The sequence below is a fragment of the Actinomadura kijaniata genome, assembly GCF_014138665.1.
GTDB lineage: Bacteria > Actinomycetota > Actinomycetes > Streptosporangiales > Streptosporangiaceae > Spirillospora > Spirillospora kijaniata.
Genome location: NZ_JACJIA010000005.1, coordinates 248118 through 262207 on the forward strand (window position 1 = coordinate 248118; position 14090 = coordinate 262207).

At 72.2% G+C, this 14090-nt stretch carries 16 protein-coding genes and 1 pseudogene; 11 read left to right on the plus strand and 6 right to left on the minus strand.

Annotated features, from left to right (window positions below; genetic code table 11):
* Nucleotides 1-20: 20 nt before the first annotated feature.
* The 3 genes from HNR61_RS20945 to HNR61_RS20955 all read right to left on the minus strand — a co-directional run bounded on the left by HNR61_RS20945 (nt 21) and on the right by HNR61_RS20955 (nt 1357).
* Nucleotides 21-446 carry a hypothetical protein gene (locus tag HNR61_RS20945; protein WP_182844866.1) on the minus strand — a complete coding sequence of 142 codons (426 nt, stop codon included), beginning with the start codon at nt 444-446 and terminating at the stop codon, nt 21-23.
* Nucleotides 447-456: 10 nt separating this feature from the next.
* Entirely contained in the window at nt 457-855 is a 399-nt protein-coding gene (locus HNR61_RS20950) for a response regulator transcription factor (RefSeq protein WP_182844867.1), read from the minus strand.
* 187 nt (nt 856-1042) lie between these two features.
* Nucleotides 1043-1357, minus strand: a complete 315-nt coding sequence (locus tag HNR61_RS20955) for a WS/DGAT domain-containing protein (RefSeq protein ID WP_182845194.1) — start codon at nt 1355-1357, stop codon at nt 1043-1045.
* Between the two features lie 11 nt (nt 1358-1368).
* On the opposite strand from HNR61_RS20955, the pseudogene HNR61_RS20960 reads away from it, so the two are divergent.
* The 4 genes and pseudogenes from HNR61_RS20960 to HNR61_RS20975 form a co-directional block, all read left to right on the plus strand.
* Nucleotides 1369-2022, plus strand: a pseudogene (locus tag HNR61_RS20960) (DUF6114 domain-containing protein); the annotation flags it as partial.
* 449 nt (nt 2023-2471) lie between these two features.
* Entirely contained in the window at nt 2472-2660 is a 189-nt protein-coding gene (locus HNR61_RS20965) for a hypothetical protein (protein ID WP_182844869.1), read from the plus strand.
* A gap of 236 nt (nt 2661-2896) precedes the next feature.
* Nucleotides 2897-3775 (plus strand): SDR family NAD(P)-dependent oxidoreductase, encoded by an 879-nt coding sequence (locus HNR61_RS20970; RefSeq protein ID WP_312898008.1) that lies wholly within the window; start codon nt 2897-2899, stop codon nt 3773-3775.
* A 154-nt stretch (nt 3776-3929) separates the two neighbouring features.
* A complete protein-coding gene (locus tag HNR61_RS20975; RefSeq protein WP_182844870.1) occupies nt 3930-4169 on the plus strand; it encodes a type 2 periplasmic-binding domain-containing protein in 240 nt (79 codons plus the stop codon).
* 103 nt (nt 4170-4272) lie between these two features.
* Here HNR61_RS20975 and HNR61_RS20980 read toward each other — a convergent pair whose 3' ends face one another.
* Complete coding sequence (locus HNR61_RS20980; RefSeq protein WP_182844871.1) at nt 4273-4857, minus strand: hypothetical protein; 585 nt, start codon at nt 4855-4857, stop codon at nt 4273-4275.
* Nucleotides 4858-5048: 191 nt separating this feature from the next.
* Nucleotides 5049-5600: a hypothetical protein gene (locus tag HNR61_RS20985; RefSeq protein ID WP_182844872.1), complete on the minus strand. Its 552-nt coding sequence runs from the start codon at nt 5598-5600 to the stop codon at nt 5049-5051.
* A 365-nt stretch (nt 5601-5965) separates the two neighbouring features.
* Here HNR61_RS20985 and HNR61_RS20990 point away from each other — a divergent pair, with 365 nt between their 5' ends.
* The 4 genes from HNR61_RS20990 to ccrA are packed head-to-tail and all read left to right on the plus strand — an operon-like array spanning nt 5966 to nt 8941.
* Complete coding sequence (locus tag HNR61_RS20990) at nt 5966-6481, plus strand: 3-hydroxyacyl-CoA dehydrogenase family protein (protein ID WP_182844873.1); 516 nt, start codon at nt 5966-5968, stop codon at nt 6479-6481.
* On the plus strand, nt 6478-7014 hold the full coding sequence (locus HNR61_RS47975) for a PaaI family thioesterase (protein ID WP_182844874.1): 537 nt from the start codon (nt 6478-6480) through the stop codon (nt 7012-7014). Before HNR61_RS20990 ends, HNR61_RS47975 begins: the two co-directional genes overlap by 4 nt.
* Nucleotides 7011-7601: a phosphopantetheine-binding protein gene (locus HNR61_RS21000; protein WP_182844875.1), complete on the plus strand. Its 591-nt coding sequence runs from the start codon at nt 7011-7013 to the stop codon at nt 7599-7601. Before HNR61_RS47975 ends, HNR61_RS21000 begins: the two co-directional genes overlap by 4 nt.
* A 32-nt stretch (nt 7602-7633) precedes the next feature.
* Complete coding sequence (ccrA, locus tag HNR61_RS21005) at nt 7634-8941, plus strand: crotonyl-CoA carboxylase/reductase (RefSeq protein ID WP_312898009.1); 1308 nt, start codon at nt 7634-7636, stop codon at nt 8939-8941.
* A 41-nt stretch (nt 8942-8982) separates the two neighbouring features.
* On the opposite strand, the gene HNR61_RS49990 is transcribed toward ccrA, so the two are convergent.
* Nucleotides 8983-10086, minus strand: coding sequence for a peptidoglycan-binding domain-containing protein (locus tag HNR61_RS49990; protein ID WP_182844876.1), 1104 nt, complete (start codon nt 10084-10086; stop codon nt 8983-8985).
* A 981-nt stretch (nt 10087-11067) separates the two neighbouring features.
* On the opposite strand from HNR61_RS49990, the gene HNR61_RS21015 reads away from it, so the two are divergent.
* From HNR61_RS21015 to HNR61_RS21025, 3 genes are read left to right on the plus strand one after another with little or no spacing between them, the layout of a single operon-like run.
* Entirely contained in the window at nt 11068-11607 is a 540-nt protein-coding gene (locus HNR61_RS21015) for a redoxin family protein (RefSeq protein WP_182844877.1), read from the plus strand.
* Nucleotides 11607-13496: an ABC transporter ATP-binding protein gene (locus tag HNR61_RS21020; protein WP_182844878.1), complete on the plus strand. Its 1890-nt coding sequence runs from the start codon at nt 11607-11609 to the stop codon at nt 13494-13496. The genes HNR61_RS21015 and HNR61_RS21020 overlap by 1 nt, the downstream gene beginning before the upstream one ends.
* Complete coding sequence (locus HNR61_RS21025; RefSeq protein ID WP_182844879.1) at nt 13493-14080, plus strand: S26 family signal peptidase; 588 nt, start codon at nt 13493-13495, stop codon at nt 14078-14080. Before HNR61_RS21020 ends, HNR61_RS21025 begins: the two co-directional genes overlap by 4 nt.
* The last annotated feature ends 10 nt before the right edge of the window (nt 14081-14090 follow it).

The window sequence follows — 14090 nt, forward strand, 5'->3', positions numbered from 1 at the left end:
GTTGCACCGGTGACACCGGTCTAGCGGACGAACGGGATCAACTCGTGTGCGGCGTTCGCCGCCGACTTCGAGGCGATGCGGACGCCGTCTTCCAGGTGCCAGCGAAAAGTCCAGAAAACGGCGGCGGCCAGGCCGAGGATCCATGCCATCAGGGCCACGAGGGCCAGGGCTATCGGATCCCGACAATCGGAGCGGAAGTGCAGGTACGTCCCCGCCGCGGCGACCAGCAGTGCCAGCACGACGAGGCCCAACCAGCGCAACCGTGCCCTCCTGGTGCGCTGGACGGAGTGGACTCGCAGCTGAACCGTGCCGTCACACGCGCCGCAGCGCACATCGACGACGCTGCTTCCCTGGGCGGGCCGCCGGACTTTGATCGGAGTCGCCCTGTAACTGACCACGATCGTGTCGCCGACCTGGCGTGAGTTCACCCTGTGGTGCAACTTCACGGAGTGGTCTTCACCTATCGCGCGCAACTCCGGGTCTCCTCACGTGTGCCGTGGCCCACTCACAGGGTAGACGGCACAAGATCAGGCCAGAAGGGGCAGCGGGACGGGCGCCCGGGCGGGACCGTGCCCCATCTGCCGGGGGCCATCGGTGGAGGTCGTGTTCCAGCCAGCCGTGTTTGAGGGCGACGACGGCGGCCTCGGTACGGCTGTGCACGCCGAGTTTCCGGAAGATCGAGTAGATGTGGTTCTTGACGGTCTTCTCGGAGATGCCCATCGTCCGGGCGATGTGGCGGTTGGAGTGCCCCTGGCCGATGAGGGGGAGGATGCGGCGTTCCTGGGCGGTGAGCTGGGAGCCCGTGGGTTCTTCGGCGGGCGGAACGGGAGGGGCGGCGAGCAGGAGGTCGCGCATCGCCTCCAGGGAGCGCGGGGCGCTCGTCTGTTTCAGGAGCGCCTCCCTGATCTGGACGATCGCCCTCTCCAGCTCCGCCAGGGTGTCCGGGGCGTGCCTGAGGCGCTCGTCGGGCGCCGGCCGCTGCCGTCGGTGGAGGGTGGTTGTTCGAGGTGCTCGGCCGGATCGTGGTGACCGGAGGAGCGGATCATGCGACGGAGTCCTTCTGTTCTCTGTTCGGCTCGGGCGGGGTGACGGTCGCGGGTCGTCGGGGGGCGGCTTCGAGGACCTCCCGGAACCCCTCGTCCAGCGCCCGCATGAACGCCACCGGATCGGCGATGGCCGCGGCGTCCAGCGTCACCCCGAGGGAGCACCGTTCCCGGTGGGCCACCAGCACCGTCATGACCGCGCAGCCGGGGGCCGGACCGAAGCTGTAGGCGTCGGTGACGGCGGCGCCGGCGACGTGGAGGGGGCGGTGCGGCCCCGGGACCTGGCTCGCCTGGAGGTCGTAGCTGCGTCCCAGTCGTCCACCAGGGGATCGCCGGGGTCGCCGGCTACGTCGTCGGCCTGGTCCTGGTGACCGTCGGGGTCCCCGCGCTCGCCCAGCCGCTCCTGAACGGGTTCTTCGGGGTGGTCGCGATCCTGCTCGGGCTGGCCTCGCTGATCACCTCCAACCTGGGCGGGTTCCTGCTCGGCGCCCTGCTGGTGCTGGCGGGCGGGGTCTGGTGCTTCGCCTGGACCACCCGGCCCCGCCACCGCGACCGTCCCGCCGGGCACGTCGGCCTGGTCGTGCCGCCCGTGCTCGGCGGGGCCCTGCCCGGCGCGGCGGTGACCGACGGCCCGCCGGCCGACGCCGAACGGCAGGGGGCCCGCGGCGGGGTGGTGGCCGCGGCCGATCCCAGCGTTCTCAAGGCCACCACCGTCACCGGCCGGGGAGTGCGCTTCGACGGCGTCAAGGTTGTCCCCACCGCGAGCGGCCCCCGCAAGGTGCTCCGCATGCGCATGTCCTCGGCGGACCTGCACGGGGTCCGCCAGGACGTCTTCAGCGGAGGCGACCGGCTCACCGTGCGGGCCTCCCGCCTCGAACTGGGCGGCGTCGTCATGGAGACCACGTTCATCACCGGCAAGGCGCTGGGCCTGATCCCCCTGCCGCTGTCGGCGGAGCTCCCGCTGCCCCCATCCCGCTGACACTGCCGGTCCTCTACCTGACGGACGTCACCGCCCACCAGGTGTACGTGCGGGCCACGACGGCGAAGGCCCCGGGCCTGCGGGTCGGCATCGTCCCGGAACACGGCCGCACCGGCGCCGGCGCACCTCCCCCGACGCGGCGGAGCGAAGCCGACGGCCCGCGACCCGCGCCACGACCGCCCACCCCCGCCCCTCACCTCCGACCGCGCCGGCGGACGCGCCTGCCGCCGAACCTCCCGCCGACACCACCGGCTGTCAGTTCAATGACGCCGACCTGACCTTCGCGGACCCTGCTGCGCGTCGCGAAAGACGCGGCCCACCAGGGAAGGTGGCCGGCCGAGGCGTCCAGCGACCCCGGGCTGCGCTCACGTTTCAGCCGGTTCGAGGCAAGCGCCCGGACGGCCGCCCGGTGGTTGGCCGAGGAAAACGGAACCGCCCCCGCCCGCCCCATGCCCACCCCGTCGGTGGGCCGACCGCCCTCCCCGCCGGGCCCCGTGCTGGAGGCGTTGCGCGCCCACCTCGCGGCCGACTACCGACGCCAGATCACCGCCGCCGTCAGGGAACAACACGACGAAGGAAGCTGCCCGGAGATGAAGGAGACCGGACGGCGGCTGCTCTCCCAGATGCAGCCTCGATGAGGACCGCCCTTGGAACGGGCTTGCGGCCCGCTGCATCGGCGAGCCGTTGGGGAGGCGCGTCCCCTGTACTCGTTCATGGCCATCTCAGGGGAGGGCGTGAAAGAGATCATCGTCGGTTCCGGCCCGGCCGCTGGGCAACGCCGAAGGCGGCCTCTAACGTGATGACACATGGAGGCTTCCGGAGGACGGCGATCGGCGATGACCCGATGAGGGGCCCGGGCAAGAGGGCGCGCGCGGTGCCCGGCGGTGTGCCCACCGCCGTCGTCACCGGCGGGGCCTCGGGGATCGGGGCCGCGATCGCCGCCGGGCTGGTGCGGCGCGGTTGCGCGGTGACCCTCGCCGACATCGACGCCGAAGCGGTCCGGCGCACCGCCGCCGAGCTGGGGGCGGACGCGGCCGTGCTGGACGTCGCCGACGCCGACGCCGTGCGGGCCCTGATCCACCGGGTGCGGGACCGGGACGGCCGGCTGGACTACGTGTTCAACAACGCCGGGATCTTCGTGGCCGGGCGGACCGAGACGCTGTCGGCCGAGCACTGGGACCGGGTCCTGGCGGTGAACCTGCACGGCGTCGTCCACGGCGTGCATGCCGCCTATCCGGTGATGGTCGAGCAGGGGTACGGGCAGATCGTCAACGTCGCGTCCGTGGTGGGCCTCGCGCCGGTGCCGTTCATGCTGCCCTACTCGACCACCAAGCACGCGGTGGTGGGGCTGTCGCTGGCGCTGCGCGCCGAGGCCGCCCGGCACGGCGTGCGGGTCAACGTGGTGTGCCCCGGTTTCACCGACACCCCGCTGCTCGAACGCGTCAACGCGGGGCTGGCCCGGACCGGTATGGAGGACGGTTGGCGGCGGATCGCCCGGCGCTTCCAGCTCCGCCTCTACCCGGTCGACCGGCTCGCCGACGACATCCTGGCCGGTGTCGCCCGCGACAAGGCCGTCATCGTCGCCCCCAGGCGGGCGAGGCTGCTGTGGCATCTGTACCGGCTGGCTCCGGCGGCGACGGTGCGCGTCACCGCACGGAGCCGCGGCCTGCTGCCTTCCGGCGGTCCACGCGAACACGTCACGCGGACCGGCGACAAGGCCGTTCCGCCGAGGCCGCCGGCGCCCCCACGCTGACCGCCGTGGTGACGCCCGCCATGACCGGCGAGACCAGCGGCAGCGACCTGTGCCGTGCCGTCTCGTCACCGCTCAGCCCACGTCCCCGGAGGCCGAACGGTTCTGGCTCGCGGACCCCCGGCCCGACGGCGCTCCCGCGCCACGCGGCCCGCTCGTGCCCCTCGTGGAGGACTGCCTGCTGGAAGTCGGCCGCGGCCGTGGCGTCTGGCTGGCCCCGCAACCGCTGGAGACGGTGATGCCCCCCGGCAACCTGCGCTGGATCCCGGTCACCGACGCGGAGCGCTTCGACCTGGCCGTGGTGTGGTCCGACCGCGCCCCCCAGCCCCTGATCACGCGCCTGGTCGCCGAAGTCCGCGCCCTCACCGGCCACGACCAGCGACTCCACGCCGCGTGACCCCGCGGCGCCCAGGGCCCGCAGGCCAGAGGGCGAGGTGGCGCCGTGCCCGCCGGGACCTGGTGAGGTGCGCGCGCCCTGGGCCAGGGTGGTGGAACACGGGCTAGAGCCGGTCCATCGCCTCGTCCAGCTCGGCGAAGAACTTGTCGATGGCGGCCGTGTCGAGGCCGGGTGAGGTGATCGTGAAGCTGGGGCGGATCGTGATCCCGCCCGAGGAGGCCCCCGCGCGGACGGCGGGGCCCCGGTTCTCGAGGCCCGCGATGATCCGGTCGATGAGGGCGTCGACCTCCCGCGGGCTGCAGCCCCGCGTGGCGACCGGGACCTTGGTGCTGCGGATCTTCCGTACGAGCCGCGCCCGCGGGGTGCGGGCCGCGGCTCGCGACCGGCGCCGGTCGCGCATCCGCGCCCTCGGGACGGACAGGCGCTCGCTCACGCGGCCTCCGACCAGCAGGAGCGCGCCACCCGCCGTGAGGGTCCCGCCGACCAGCAGCATTCCGGACGCCACGGTCGAGGCGTTCCGCTTGCTCTCCTCGTAGCTCCGGGGTCCGGACTTGCGGCTGGAGCAGAAGTCGCCGGGGCTCATCCGCTCGAAGCCGCACCGGGGTTCTTCCGCGTCCTTGGCCACGACCAGCCAGAGCAGCAGCACCGCTGCCCCGATGGCCATCATCCAGGCGCCCGACCTGACCATGCCCACCCCCTTGTAGGAACATGATCGTATATTTGTGGCGCCCGGAGGAGAAGGCCCGGCCGCGCCCTCACGGCGGCTCGTCACCCGGAGCCTGGTGAGGGCGGACGCCGTCGCCCCTCGGCGCCCCACCGGGCGGGCGCCCGTTCACTGACGACGCGCTCGTGCACGACCCGCCCCGCCGTCCAGGGGGATCATGCGGTGTTCGCCGGGCGGCAGCGGCGTACGTAGTAGGCGTAGGTCAGTGCCAGCGTCAGCGGTCCCCACAGGCCGATCGGACTGATGCAGACCTTCGCCAGCGCCTCCCACCAGCCGTTCTGGTAGTCCGTTCCGTCGAGGGCGCCGATCCAGGTGAGCGTCATCATCACCGTGACGGCGGTCATGACCAGCCCGCCGATCGCCGCCGGGACGATCGCCGCCGCCGGAGGGATGCGCCTGCCGCCGACGAGGGGGATCCAGGCGGGGGCGACCTCGCCCCATCCCCGTACCAGCCCGATGCACAGCAACGCCGCCACCTCGGTGAGCACGCTGAGGCCGAAGACGTAGGGAATGCTGATCCACAGCGGCGCCGTGGTCGCGCCGTCGTCGACCTGGCCCATCTCGAAGTGGAAGGCGAACGGCAGCCGCCACAGGCACGAGGGCAGCAGGAGCAGCGGGATCGCGTAGGCGGTGCGCAGCGCCCAGCGCGGGACGGGCCGCTGGGTGTCGCTGACCGAGGGGGCCGCGTGCATCAGTTTGATCGTCATGGCCCCCACCCTCTCCGGCCTGCCAGGACTGTTGATCACTCGCTCGGGCGAACCGGTTCCCTCGCAGGAGTGAGATACCGGCCGGGCGGAAGGGCGGAGGGGGGCGGCCGGGGCGGTGACCGGCACGCACCGTGCGGGCCGCCACCGGGCACGGCTCGCTCGCGTCTTCGATGATCCTCTTTTGCCACCCTTGCTCGCCACTATCCGAAGTCATATGAATACTCTTTGTTCGTGGGGGTGTGTCCGGCATGGAGGAATAGGAGCGTTGTGGCGCAGGTCGTCGGTGTAGTCGGAGCCGGGGTGATGGGCGTCGGGATCGTCCACGCCGCCGCGCTCGGGGGAAGCCGCTGCCTGGTGTGGGGGCGGTGCCCGTGGAGCGGGCGGCCCGGTTGCCGGAGAGCGTCACGGTGGTGGACGCACTGGCCGAGTTCGATGAGCACTGCCCACCCGGCACCGTGATCGCCACTAACACCTCCGCCCTGCCGGTCGATCATCTGGCGGCGGCGCTGACCCGTCATCCGGAACGTTTCCTGGGAGCCCACTTCTTCTTCCCGGCGCCGCGCGAGCCGCTGTGCGAGATGCAGCGGGGTTCCGCCACCGCCGCCTGGGCCCTGCGCGGAGCCCGCGACGTGATCGAGAGCTGGGGCATGCGCTGCCTGGTGATCGACGGCACGGTCGCGGGCAGCGTCGCCAGCCGGCTCTTCGGCGTGCTGGTGGCGGAGGCCATGCGCCTGCGCGGGGCGGGGGCCGCCACCGCCGAGGACATCGACCTGCTGTGCGAGCAGGGGCTCGGGCAGGCCATGGGGCCGCTGCGCAGCATGGAGCTGATCGGCCGGGACACCGTGCTGCGCGCCATGCGTCACGGGGGACTGCGGCCGTGAGCGATCAGCCGCTGGCCGAGCTGCGCTCCCTGGACGGCCTCAGCCTGGTCCGCAGGCTGGCCGCGGAACGGTCCGACCCTTCGCCGACCGCGGCCGTGTTCGGCTACCGGCTCACCGCGGCCGCCCCGGGCTCGGCCACCCTCACCCCGCGTGCCGACCACCTGACGGCCACCGGCATCGTGCACGGCGGCGTCACCGCGACGCTGTGCGACACCGCCTGCGGATACGCGGTGCAGACGCGGCTGCCGCCGGGGGCCTACCCGGTCACCCGGGAGCTGAGGCTGCGCTATCGCCGTCCGGTGCGCCTGGACGGCGGCCCGCTGCGGTGCGTGGCCACCGCTCCCACGCTGGAGGGCGGCCTTTCACCCGGAGCGGCGACCCGGGCACGCGCGACCGCCGTCGTGTACGGCCCCGACGGCACGCGCCTGGCGGGGCCGAGGCGACCATCGCCGTCCTGGCCGGCTCCCTACCGTGACCGGCGGCGGGAGACCTGTGACCGCGGAGATGACATCGATCCAAGGAGGAACCCGTGAGCGACGGTGAGAAGGACTTCGATCCGGAGATCTACCGGCAGGTGCGGGAGCCGTGCGTGAAGGTGTTCACCGCGCCGCTGGAGGAGGTGACACCGGAGGCGCGGCCGGTCGCCGGGCTCGGCGCCGACAGCCTCGACTTCTCCGAGCTGGCCGAGGGGGTGACCGAGACCTTCGGCATCAGCCTGACGGAGGAGGACGTGCGCGGGGTGGAGACGGTGGCCGACGTGCCGCCACAGGAGATCCGCCAGGTCAACGCGCACGGCCCCGCCACACAACTGAACGACACCGCCGAGGCCAACGCGCTGCGGCGCGCGTTCGGTGAGACGCCGCCTCCGGTCACCGCCCCCAAGGGCGTCCTCGGCCACCTGATGGGGGCGGCGGGCGCGGTGGAGGCGGTGGCGGGCCTGCTGTCGGCCTCCCGAGGCCTGGCGCCGCCGGTCGCCAACCACGAGAACCGGGCGGAGGACTGCCCGTTGGACGTGGTGACCGGAGGCCCCCGCCACGTCGGCGCCGGCCCCGTGCTGTCGAACTCCTTCGGCTTCGGCGGCCACAACGCCTGCCTGGTGCTCGGCCCACCGCCCGAATAGCGCGGCCCCACCGCCGCGGCGCCGCCGAGGACGTGGCCGCCCTGCCGCTGCCGGACTCGTTCCGCGCCCTGACCGTCCACCGGGACGAGACGGGCATGTTCGCGGGAGTGCCCGAGGATCGGCGCGACCCGTGCGCCTCCCTGCACGTGGACGAGGTGCCGGTCCCGGAACCGGCGGACGGGGAGGTCCTGGTGGCCGTCATGGCCTCCGCGATCAACCACAACACCGTCTGGTCCGCGGTGTCCGAGCCCGTTCCCGCCTTCCGGTCCCTCGCCGAGTACGCCCGCGGCGACCCCGCCGGGCACCGCCATGACCTGCCCTACCACGTTCTGGGCTCCGACCTGTCGGGCGTGGTCCTGCGCACCGGTCCCGGCGTCCGGCACCCGCGGCCGGGTGACCGCGTCGTCGCGCACTGCCTGGACGTTCCGCCCGCCGGCTCGGCCATGCACGGCGACACCATGCTCGACCCGCGGCGCCGGATCTGGGGGTATGAGACCAACTTCGGCGGCCTGGCGGAACTCGCCCTGGTCAGGGCCGATCAGCTACTGCCCAAACCGGCCCACCTCACCTGGGAGGAGGCCGCCTGCAACGGCCTGGTCGACTCCACCGCCTACCGGCAGCTGGTGTCGCGGAACGGCGCGGCGATGAAGCTGGGCGACCTCGTGCTGGTCTGGGGCGCGACGGGCGGGCTGGGCCCGTACGCCACCCAGTACGCGCTCGCCGGCGGCGCCACCCCGATCTGCGTCGTCTCCTCCGCCGAGAAGGCCGATCTGTGCCGGAGGATGGGAGCGGAACTGGTCATCGACCGGCGCGCGGAGGGCTACCGGTTCTGGAAGGACCCCGACACGCCCGACCCGCGCGAGTGGCGCCGCCTGTCCCGGCACATCCGCGAACTGACCGGCGGCGAGGACCGCGACATCGTGTCCGAGCATCCGGGACGAGAGACCTTCGGCGCGTCGGTGTACGTGGCACGGCGCGGCGGCACCACCACCTGCGCCGCCACCAGCGGCCCCTGGCACCTGTACGACAACCGCTACCTGTGGACCGAGCTCGAACGCGTGGTGGGCACCCACGTCGCGGACCACCACGAGGCCGCGGCGGCCAACCGGCTGGTGTGCCAGGGCCGCATCCACCCCACCCTCTCCGCCACCTACCCGCTGGAGCGCGCCCCCGAAGCGGTGACCGAGGTCGCCCGCGGCCGCCACCACGGCAAGGTGGGCGTGCGATGCCTGGCGCCCAAGGCCGGCCTGGGGGTGGAGGACACCGAACTACGCACCCGCCTGCTTCCCGAACTCCAGCGATTCCGCGCCAACGGCCGACCCGACGGCCACGGCGGGTGAGCACCGACGATCGGATCGTGTTCTGGAAACCGGCCCGGCTCTTAGTGCGCGCCGGAGGAGCGGCACTCCCAATGGCGGAAGTCACCGGTCCGACGCCAGATGACACGTGCGGTCCGGATGTTCCATTCAGGGTTCATCGCATGGACCGGGCTTGCTCCCATCTCAAGCAGTTCAAGGTCCGAGTACTGGAACAACCCCCATCGTCTGACGCCCCGGCCGTCCTTGTACGTCCACAGAGGATCCAGGTAGGACAGGCACCGAGCGAGTTCGGTCGCCTGCCGGTGCTCGGTCGGGAACGCCTCGCGTAGACGTTCTTCGATCCTGGCGGCCGGCCAGTGCGGCAGTGCGAGGGCTTCGCCGGTCCGAAGCGCTTGCAGGGTGTCCTGATCGGCCGTGCCCGTGGTGGGGAGGCCCACGTAAGCCTGGAAGACCGTGACGCGTTGCTTGGTGAACGGTCCGTACCAGCCGTCAGCGGGCAAGGCCAGACCCTTTCCCCGCAACATCCGTTGCAGTCTTTGGACGCAGGGGCCGCGATGATTCATCGCCAGCTGTCCCGGGCATCGTCGCACCTCTGACACCAGATCTCCGGCGCGGGGGTCGGATGTGACAACAGGGCCGGAGGAACCGGCCGCACTGCACAGCGCGACCAAAGTCATGGACGACATGGCAAGGACGCGCCATCCGCGCTTGGGTCGCTTCCGCCGCGCCTTGGGAGCTCTTGATGCCGTGGTGGGGTCGCCGGACCGAAGGGGGAGGGGCGGTGCGGTATCGGAGGGCGGCGAACCGCTTGCCGCGGAGGCCGCAGGGGGGTCGGTTCCCTTCGAGGACGCCACCACGGAATGCGCCGCTTGCTCGGCGGTCACGGCCAAGCGCTTTCGGGTCTGCAGCCATGCGCTGGTCTGGCCGCGTGTGCATCCGCAGGCTCGCGTGAACGCCGCCACGGTCTCCTCGCGCGGAAGCCCGCGCCGCTGGTTGCCGAGCATCGCGGAGATGGTGCTGGCGGGCAGCACGTCCCCGGCCAGGCGGGCTCGACGCTCCAGGGCGCGGAACGAGTGCCCCGACCACGCCTTCAACTGGCGAAGGCGACTCCTGAACTCCGCAATGGTGGTGACATCGCCCAGGCTCTGGGTGGGATTCGGCTGCACGTCGATTCTCCTCAGCAGACCAGGGACCCTTCCACCTGCGCGAACACCTGCGCGTACATGTGTGGACAGGTGTGCACGCCTCTCAGCCTCGCCTACTTCCGCAAAGTGATCAAGCGTGGTCCCTGGCAAACACCGGCCACGCCGGCCGCTGTGGCGCTCTGCTGGAAAAGAGAAAAATCGTCGGTCCGGCCGCGAGTTCGTTCATCCGGCGCGCCCATGTATATGGCGACAACCCCGACGACGTTCGGCAGGTGCTCCTATTTTCGCGCGCGGCTGAGGTGAAATCCTCTTGCCTTCCTCCGCATCGTTCTCGGATGGCGTCCGCACGGCCGAGGGGAACACTCACCGTCATCACGATGCGGCTGTAGCCGTCGGCACCACCACGGCCCCCTGTCCCGATGTGTACCGGCATCGGCTGCTTGACCTGCGTGGACACCGTACGGAGGCGTTTCGTACACCCTAGAGGCTTGCCGGGTCCGGGCTGCGCCTCAACACTGACCGTGGCTGTTGATCGAGGTGCTTTCCGCCATCCCCAACCGAAGGGAAGCGAGCCATGTACAGGAAACTCGAAGCGCTGGGGAATGCGTTCCTCGGCCTGTTCGTCCCCACTCTCGACGCCGCGGCCGCGTGCGGCCCGTTGAAGTCGAAGTACTTCTCGAGCTGCTGGCAGTGCGAGCCGCAGTGCGGATACTGGTCGCCCTGCCACGCGGTCTGCCGCGACGGATGCGGCTGCACGGTCAATCCCAGGAACTGCTACTGCTGAACACCGCATCGGAATCACCATGACCCTGCCGTGACCTAGATCCGGGGGCAGGTCCCGTCAACGGTCATATCGGGAGACCCACGGCACCTCGGTCAACCCGAATCATGACATCGTCACCCGGCCCTCAGAGAGAAGCTCAAAGCGCCGTCTGGAAATCGGGGTCCGTCGCGCGACCGGGCGAGGTCCGCGTCCCCTCCGGAGAAGGTAGAGGAGTCCTCATGTCATTGCTGCTCGCGGCGACGGTGCTCGTGGGAGCGCTCGGCGGGTTGAACCTGGTCCTCCTGCTGGGGGTGATCAGACGCCTGCGTGAGCACACCGAGGTGCTGTCCCACTTCCAGATCGGCAAACCCCTGCTGGAGGTCGGTGACCGCATCGCCGACTTCGCCACCTCCACCGCGCACGGCCAACGGCTCACCAGCGAGTCGCTGGCATCGGGAACGCTGGTCGCCTTCCTGTCGCCGACCTGCGGCCCCTGCCAGGAGAAGGCGCCAGAGCTCGCGGCGTACGCCAGAGCCCTGCCGGACGGGCCCGATCAGGTGCTGGCCGTCGTCGTCGGCGCCGATGACGAGGCCACCGAGATGGTCACCCGCCTGTCACCGGTGGTCACCGTCGCCACCGAGGGCAACGGCGGGCCCTTGAGCAAGGCTTTCGCGGTGCAGGGCTTTCCGACGGTCCTGAGGGTGACGCGGGGGGACGACGGCCGGTTGGTGGTGGCGGACAACAACGTCGACCTGTCACCCCTGCCCGCGTCGGCGTGATGGACGACGGTTCCTCCCCGCCGCGGCCGGAGCGGTCCGGCACGGTCGCCGCCGCATCGGCCGAGCCCTCGCAGAAGGTCTCCCCGCGAACGGCTCTCGGGGCCTGTTCGCTGGCGTGGAGGGCCGCCCCCGGCACGTTGGCGGCGTACGCGGTGGTGACCCTGGCGACCGGCGCGCTTCCGGTCGCCACCGCCTGGCTGACCAAGATGCTGCTGGACGGCCTCTTCGACGGGGCCCGGCTGAGCGCCCTGACCGGCGTCGGCGCGGGCATCGCCGTGACCGGGATGCTCGCGGCGCTGGCGCCGCAACTGATCGAGTACCTGCGCGGTGAACTGGAACGCGCCGTGGGGCTGCTGGCCCAGGACCGGCTGTTCACCGCCGTGGACGGCTTCGTCGGGCTGGCCCGGTTCGAGGACCCGGCGTTCCTCGACCGCCTGCGGCTGGCCCAGCAGGGCGGGGAGGCGGCGCCCAACCAGGTCGTCGACGGAGCGCTGGGAGTGGTCCGCGCCCTGCTCACCATCACGGGCTTCGTCCTCTCGCTGTTCGCGCTGAGCCCGGTGGTCGTCGCCCTGGTGCTGGCGTCCGGGATCCCGACGCTGCTGGTCGAACTGGTGCTGTCCCGCCGGCGCGCGCGGATGTTCTGGAAGATCGGGCCGACGGAGCGGCGGGAGATGTTCTACGGCGACCTGCTGACGAGCGTGGAAGCCGCCAAGGAGATACGCCTGTTCGGCATCGGCGCCTTTCTGCGCGGCCGGATGCTGGCCGATCGGCGCACCGCCAACGCCGCCAAGCGGAAGCTGGACCGCCGCGAGATCGGTGCGCAGGCGGGGCTCGGGCTGCTCGCGGCGCTCGTGGCCGGTGGCGGCCTGCTCTGGGCGGTGACGGCGGCGCATGCGGGCGCGGTGTCCGCCGGGGACCTGACCATGTTCGTGGCCGCGGTGGCCGCGGTGCAGGGCGGGCTCGCCACGCTGGCCCGTGACACCGCCCGATGCCACCACGCGCTCCTGCTGCTCGACCACTACCTCGAGGTGACCACGGCCGGGCCCGACCTCCAGGTGCGGGCGCGGCCACGTCCGCTGCCGCCCCTTCGCCAGGGGATCGAGCTGCGGGACGTGTGGTTCCGCTACTCCGACCAGCATCCGTGGATCCTGCGCGGGCTCGACCTGCGCGTCCCCCGGGGGAGCGCGCTGGCGCTGGTCGGCCTGAACGGCGCCGGGAAGTCCACGCTGGTGAAGCTGCTGTGCAGGTTCTACGACCCCACGCGGGGCCGGATCCTCTGGGACGGCGTGGACATCAGGGACGTCGACGCCGGTGAACTGCGGCGGCGCATCGGCGCGGTGTTCCAGGACTACATGAGCTATGACATGAGCGCGTCCGAGAACATCGGCCTGGGCGACCTGGACGCGCTGCACGACCGGGCGCGGATCGAGGCCGCCGCCGCCGAGGCCGGCGTTCACGACACCCTCGCGGGCCTGCCGCACGGGTACGACACGCCGCTGACGCGGCTGTTCTTCATGGAGTCCGACAAACAGGATCCGGCCACCGGGGTGGTGCTGTCGGGCGGGCAGTGGCAACGCCTGGCGATAGCGCGCGCCTTCGTGCGCGACCGCCGCGAACTGATGATCCTGGACGAGCCCTCGTCGGGCCTCGACGCCGCGGCCGAGCACGAGATCCACACCTGTCTGGCCCGCCATCGTGGTGGGCAGACCCGCCTGCTGATCTCCCACCGGCTCGGCGCCGTCCGCGACGCCGACACCATCGTCGTGCTGCGCGACGGGAAGATCGTGGAGAGGGGAGACCACCACGCCTTGCTGGCCGCCGCGGGGGAGTACGCCCGGCTGTTCCACCTGCAGGCCTCCCGTTACCAGGCCGACACCCCCGCCTCATGAACGCGTCGGTCACCGCCGTCTGGGGAGCGGCGGCGGAGGCGTCGCTCCGCACCGGCCGATGGTGGGGCGTGGTCGGCGGAGCGGTGGCCGTGATCCTCTGCGCGGGGTGGGCCGCCGCCGGGCTGCTGAGGCGCCACCTGGTGGTCGTCACCGTGCGGGGGAGCAGCATGGAACCGTCCTTCCGCGACGGTGACCGGGTCCTCGTACGCCGGACCCGGTCGCTCACCGCGGGCCAGGTGGTCGTGGTGGAGGGTCCTGGCGGTGACGCCACACCGGCCGGCCCTCCGCCGGACCGTCAGGACGCCCCGGGGGCGGCGTCCTCACGGAACTGGATGATCAAACGTGTCGCGGCCGCCCCTGGAGACCCCGTGCCCCGTGAACGGGTGCCCCTGCTCGCCGGCACGCCGGACGGCGTGGTGCCGGAGGGCAGGGTCGTCCTGCTGGGAGACAACCACCGGGCCAGCTATGACTCCCGGCACCTGGGCTTCTTCCCGGTCGAGCGCGTGCTGGGCACGGCACTGGCCCCGTCCGCCCGCCGGCGGGCGGACGCGCGGGCGGCCCCATGGTCGGGAGCCGGGTCCTGACCTGCGGCCG

Excerpts from the sequence above, each read along its gene's own strand:
- HNR61_RS20985 (WP_182844872.1), bottom strand. The coding sequence starts at position 5,600 with ATGACGATCAAACTGATGCACGCGGCCCCCTCGGTCAGCGACACCCAG.
- HNR61_RS20980 (WP_182844871.1), bottom strand. The coding sequence starts at position 4,857 with ATGGTCAGGTCGGGCGCCTGGATGATGGCCATCGGGGCAGCGGTGCTG.
- HNR61_RS21015 (WP_182844877.1), top strand. The coding sequence starts at position 11,068 with ATGTCATTGCTGCTCGCGGCGACGGTGCTCGTGGGAGCGCTCGGCGGG.
- HNR61_RS20965 (WP_182844869.1), top strand. The coding sequence starts at position 2,472 with ATGCCCACCCCGTCGGTGGGCCGACCGCCCTCCCCGCCGGGCCCCGTG.
- HNR61_RS21025 (WP_182844879.1), top strand. The coding sequence starts at position 13,493 with ATGAACGCGTCGGTCACCGCCGTCTGGGGAGCGGCGGCGGAGGCGTCG.
- HNR61_RS21020 (WP_182844878.1), top strand. The coding sequence starts at position 11,607 with ATGGACGACGGTTCCTCCCCGCCGCGGCCGGAGCGGTCCGGCACGGTC.
- HNR61_RS20950 (WP_182844867.1), bottom strand. The coding sequence starts at position 855 with ATGCGCGACCTCCTGCTCGCCGCCCCTCCCGTTCCGCCCGCCGAAGAA.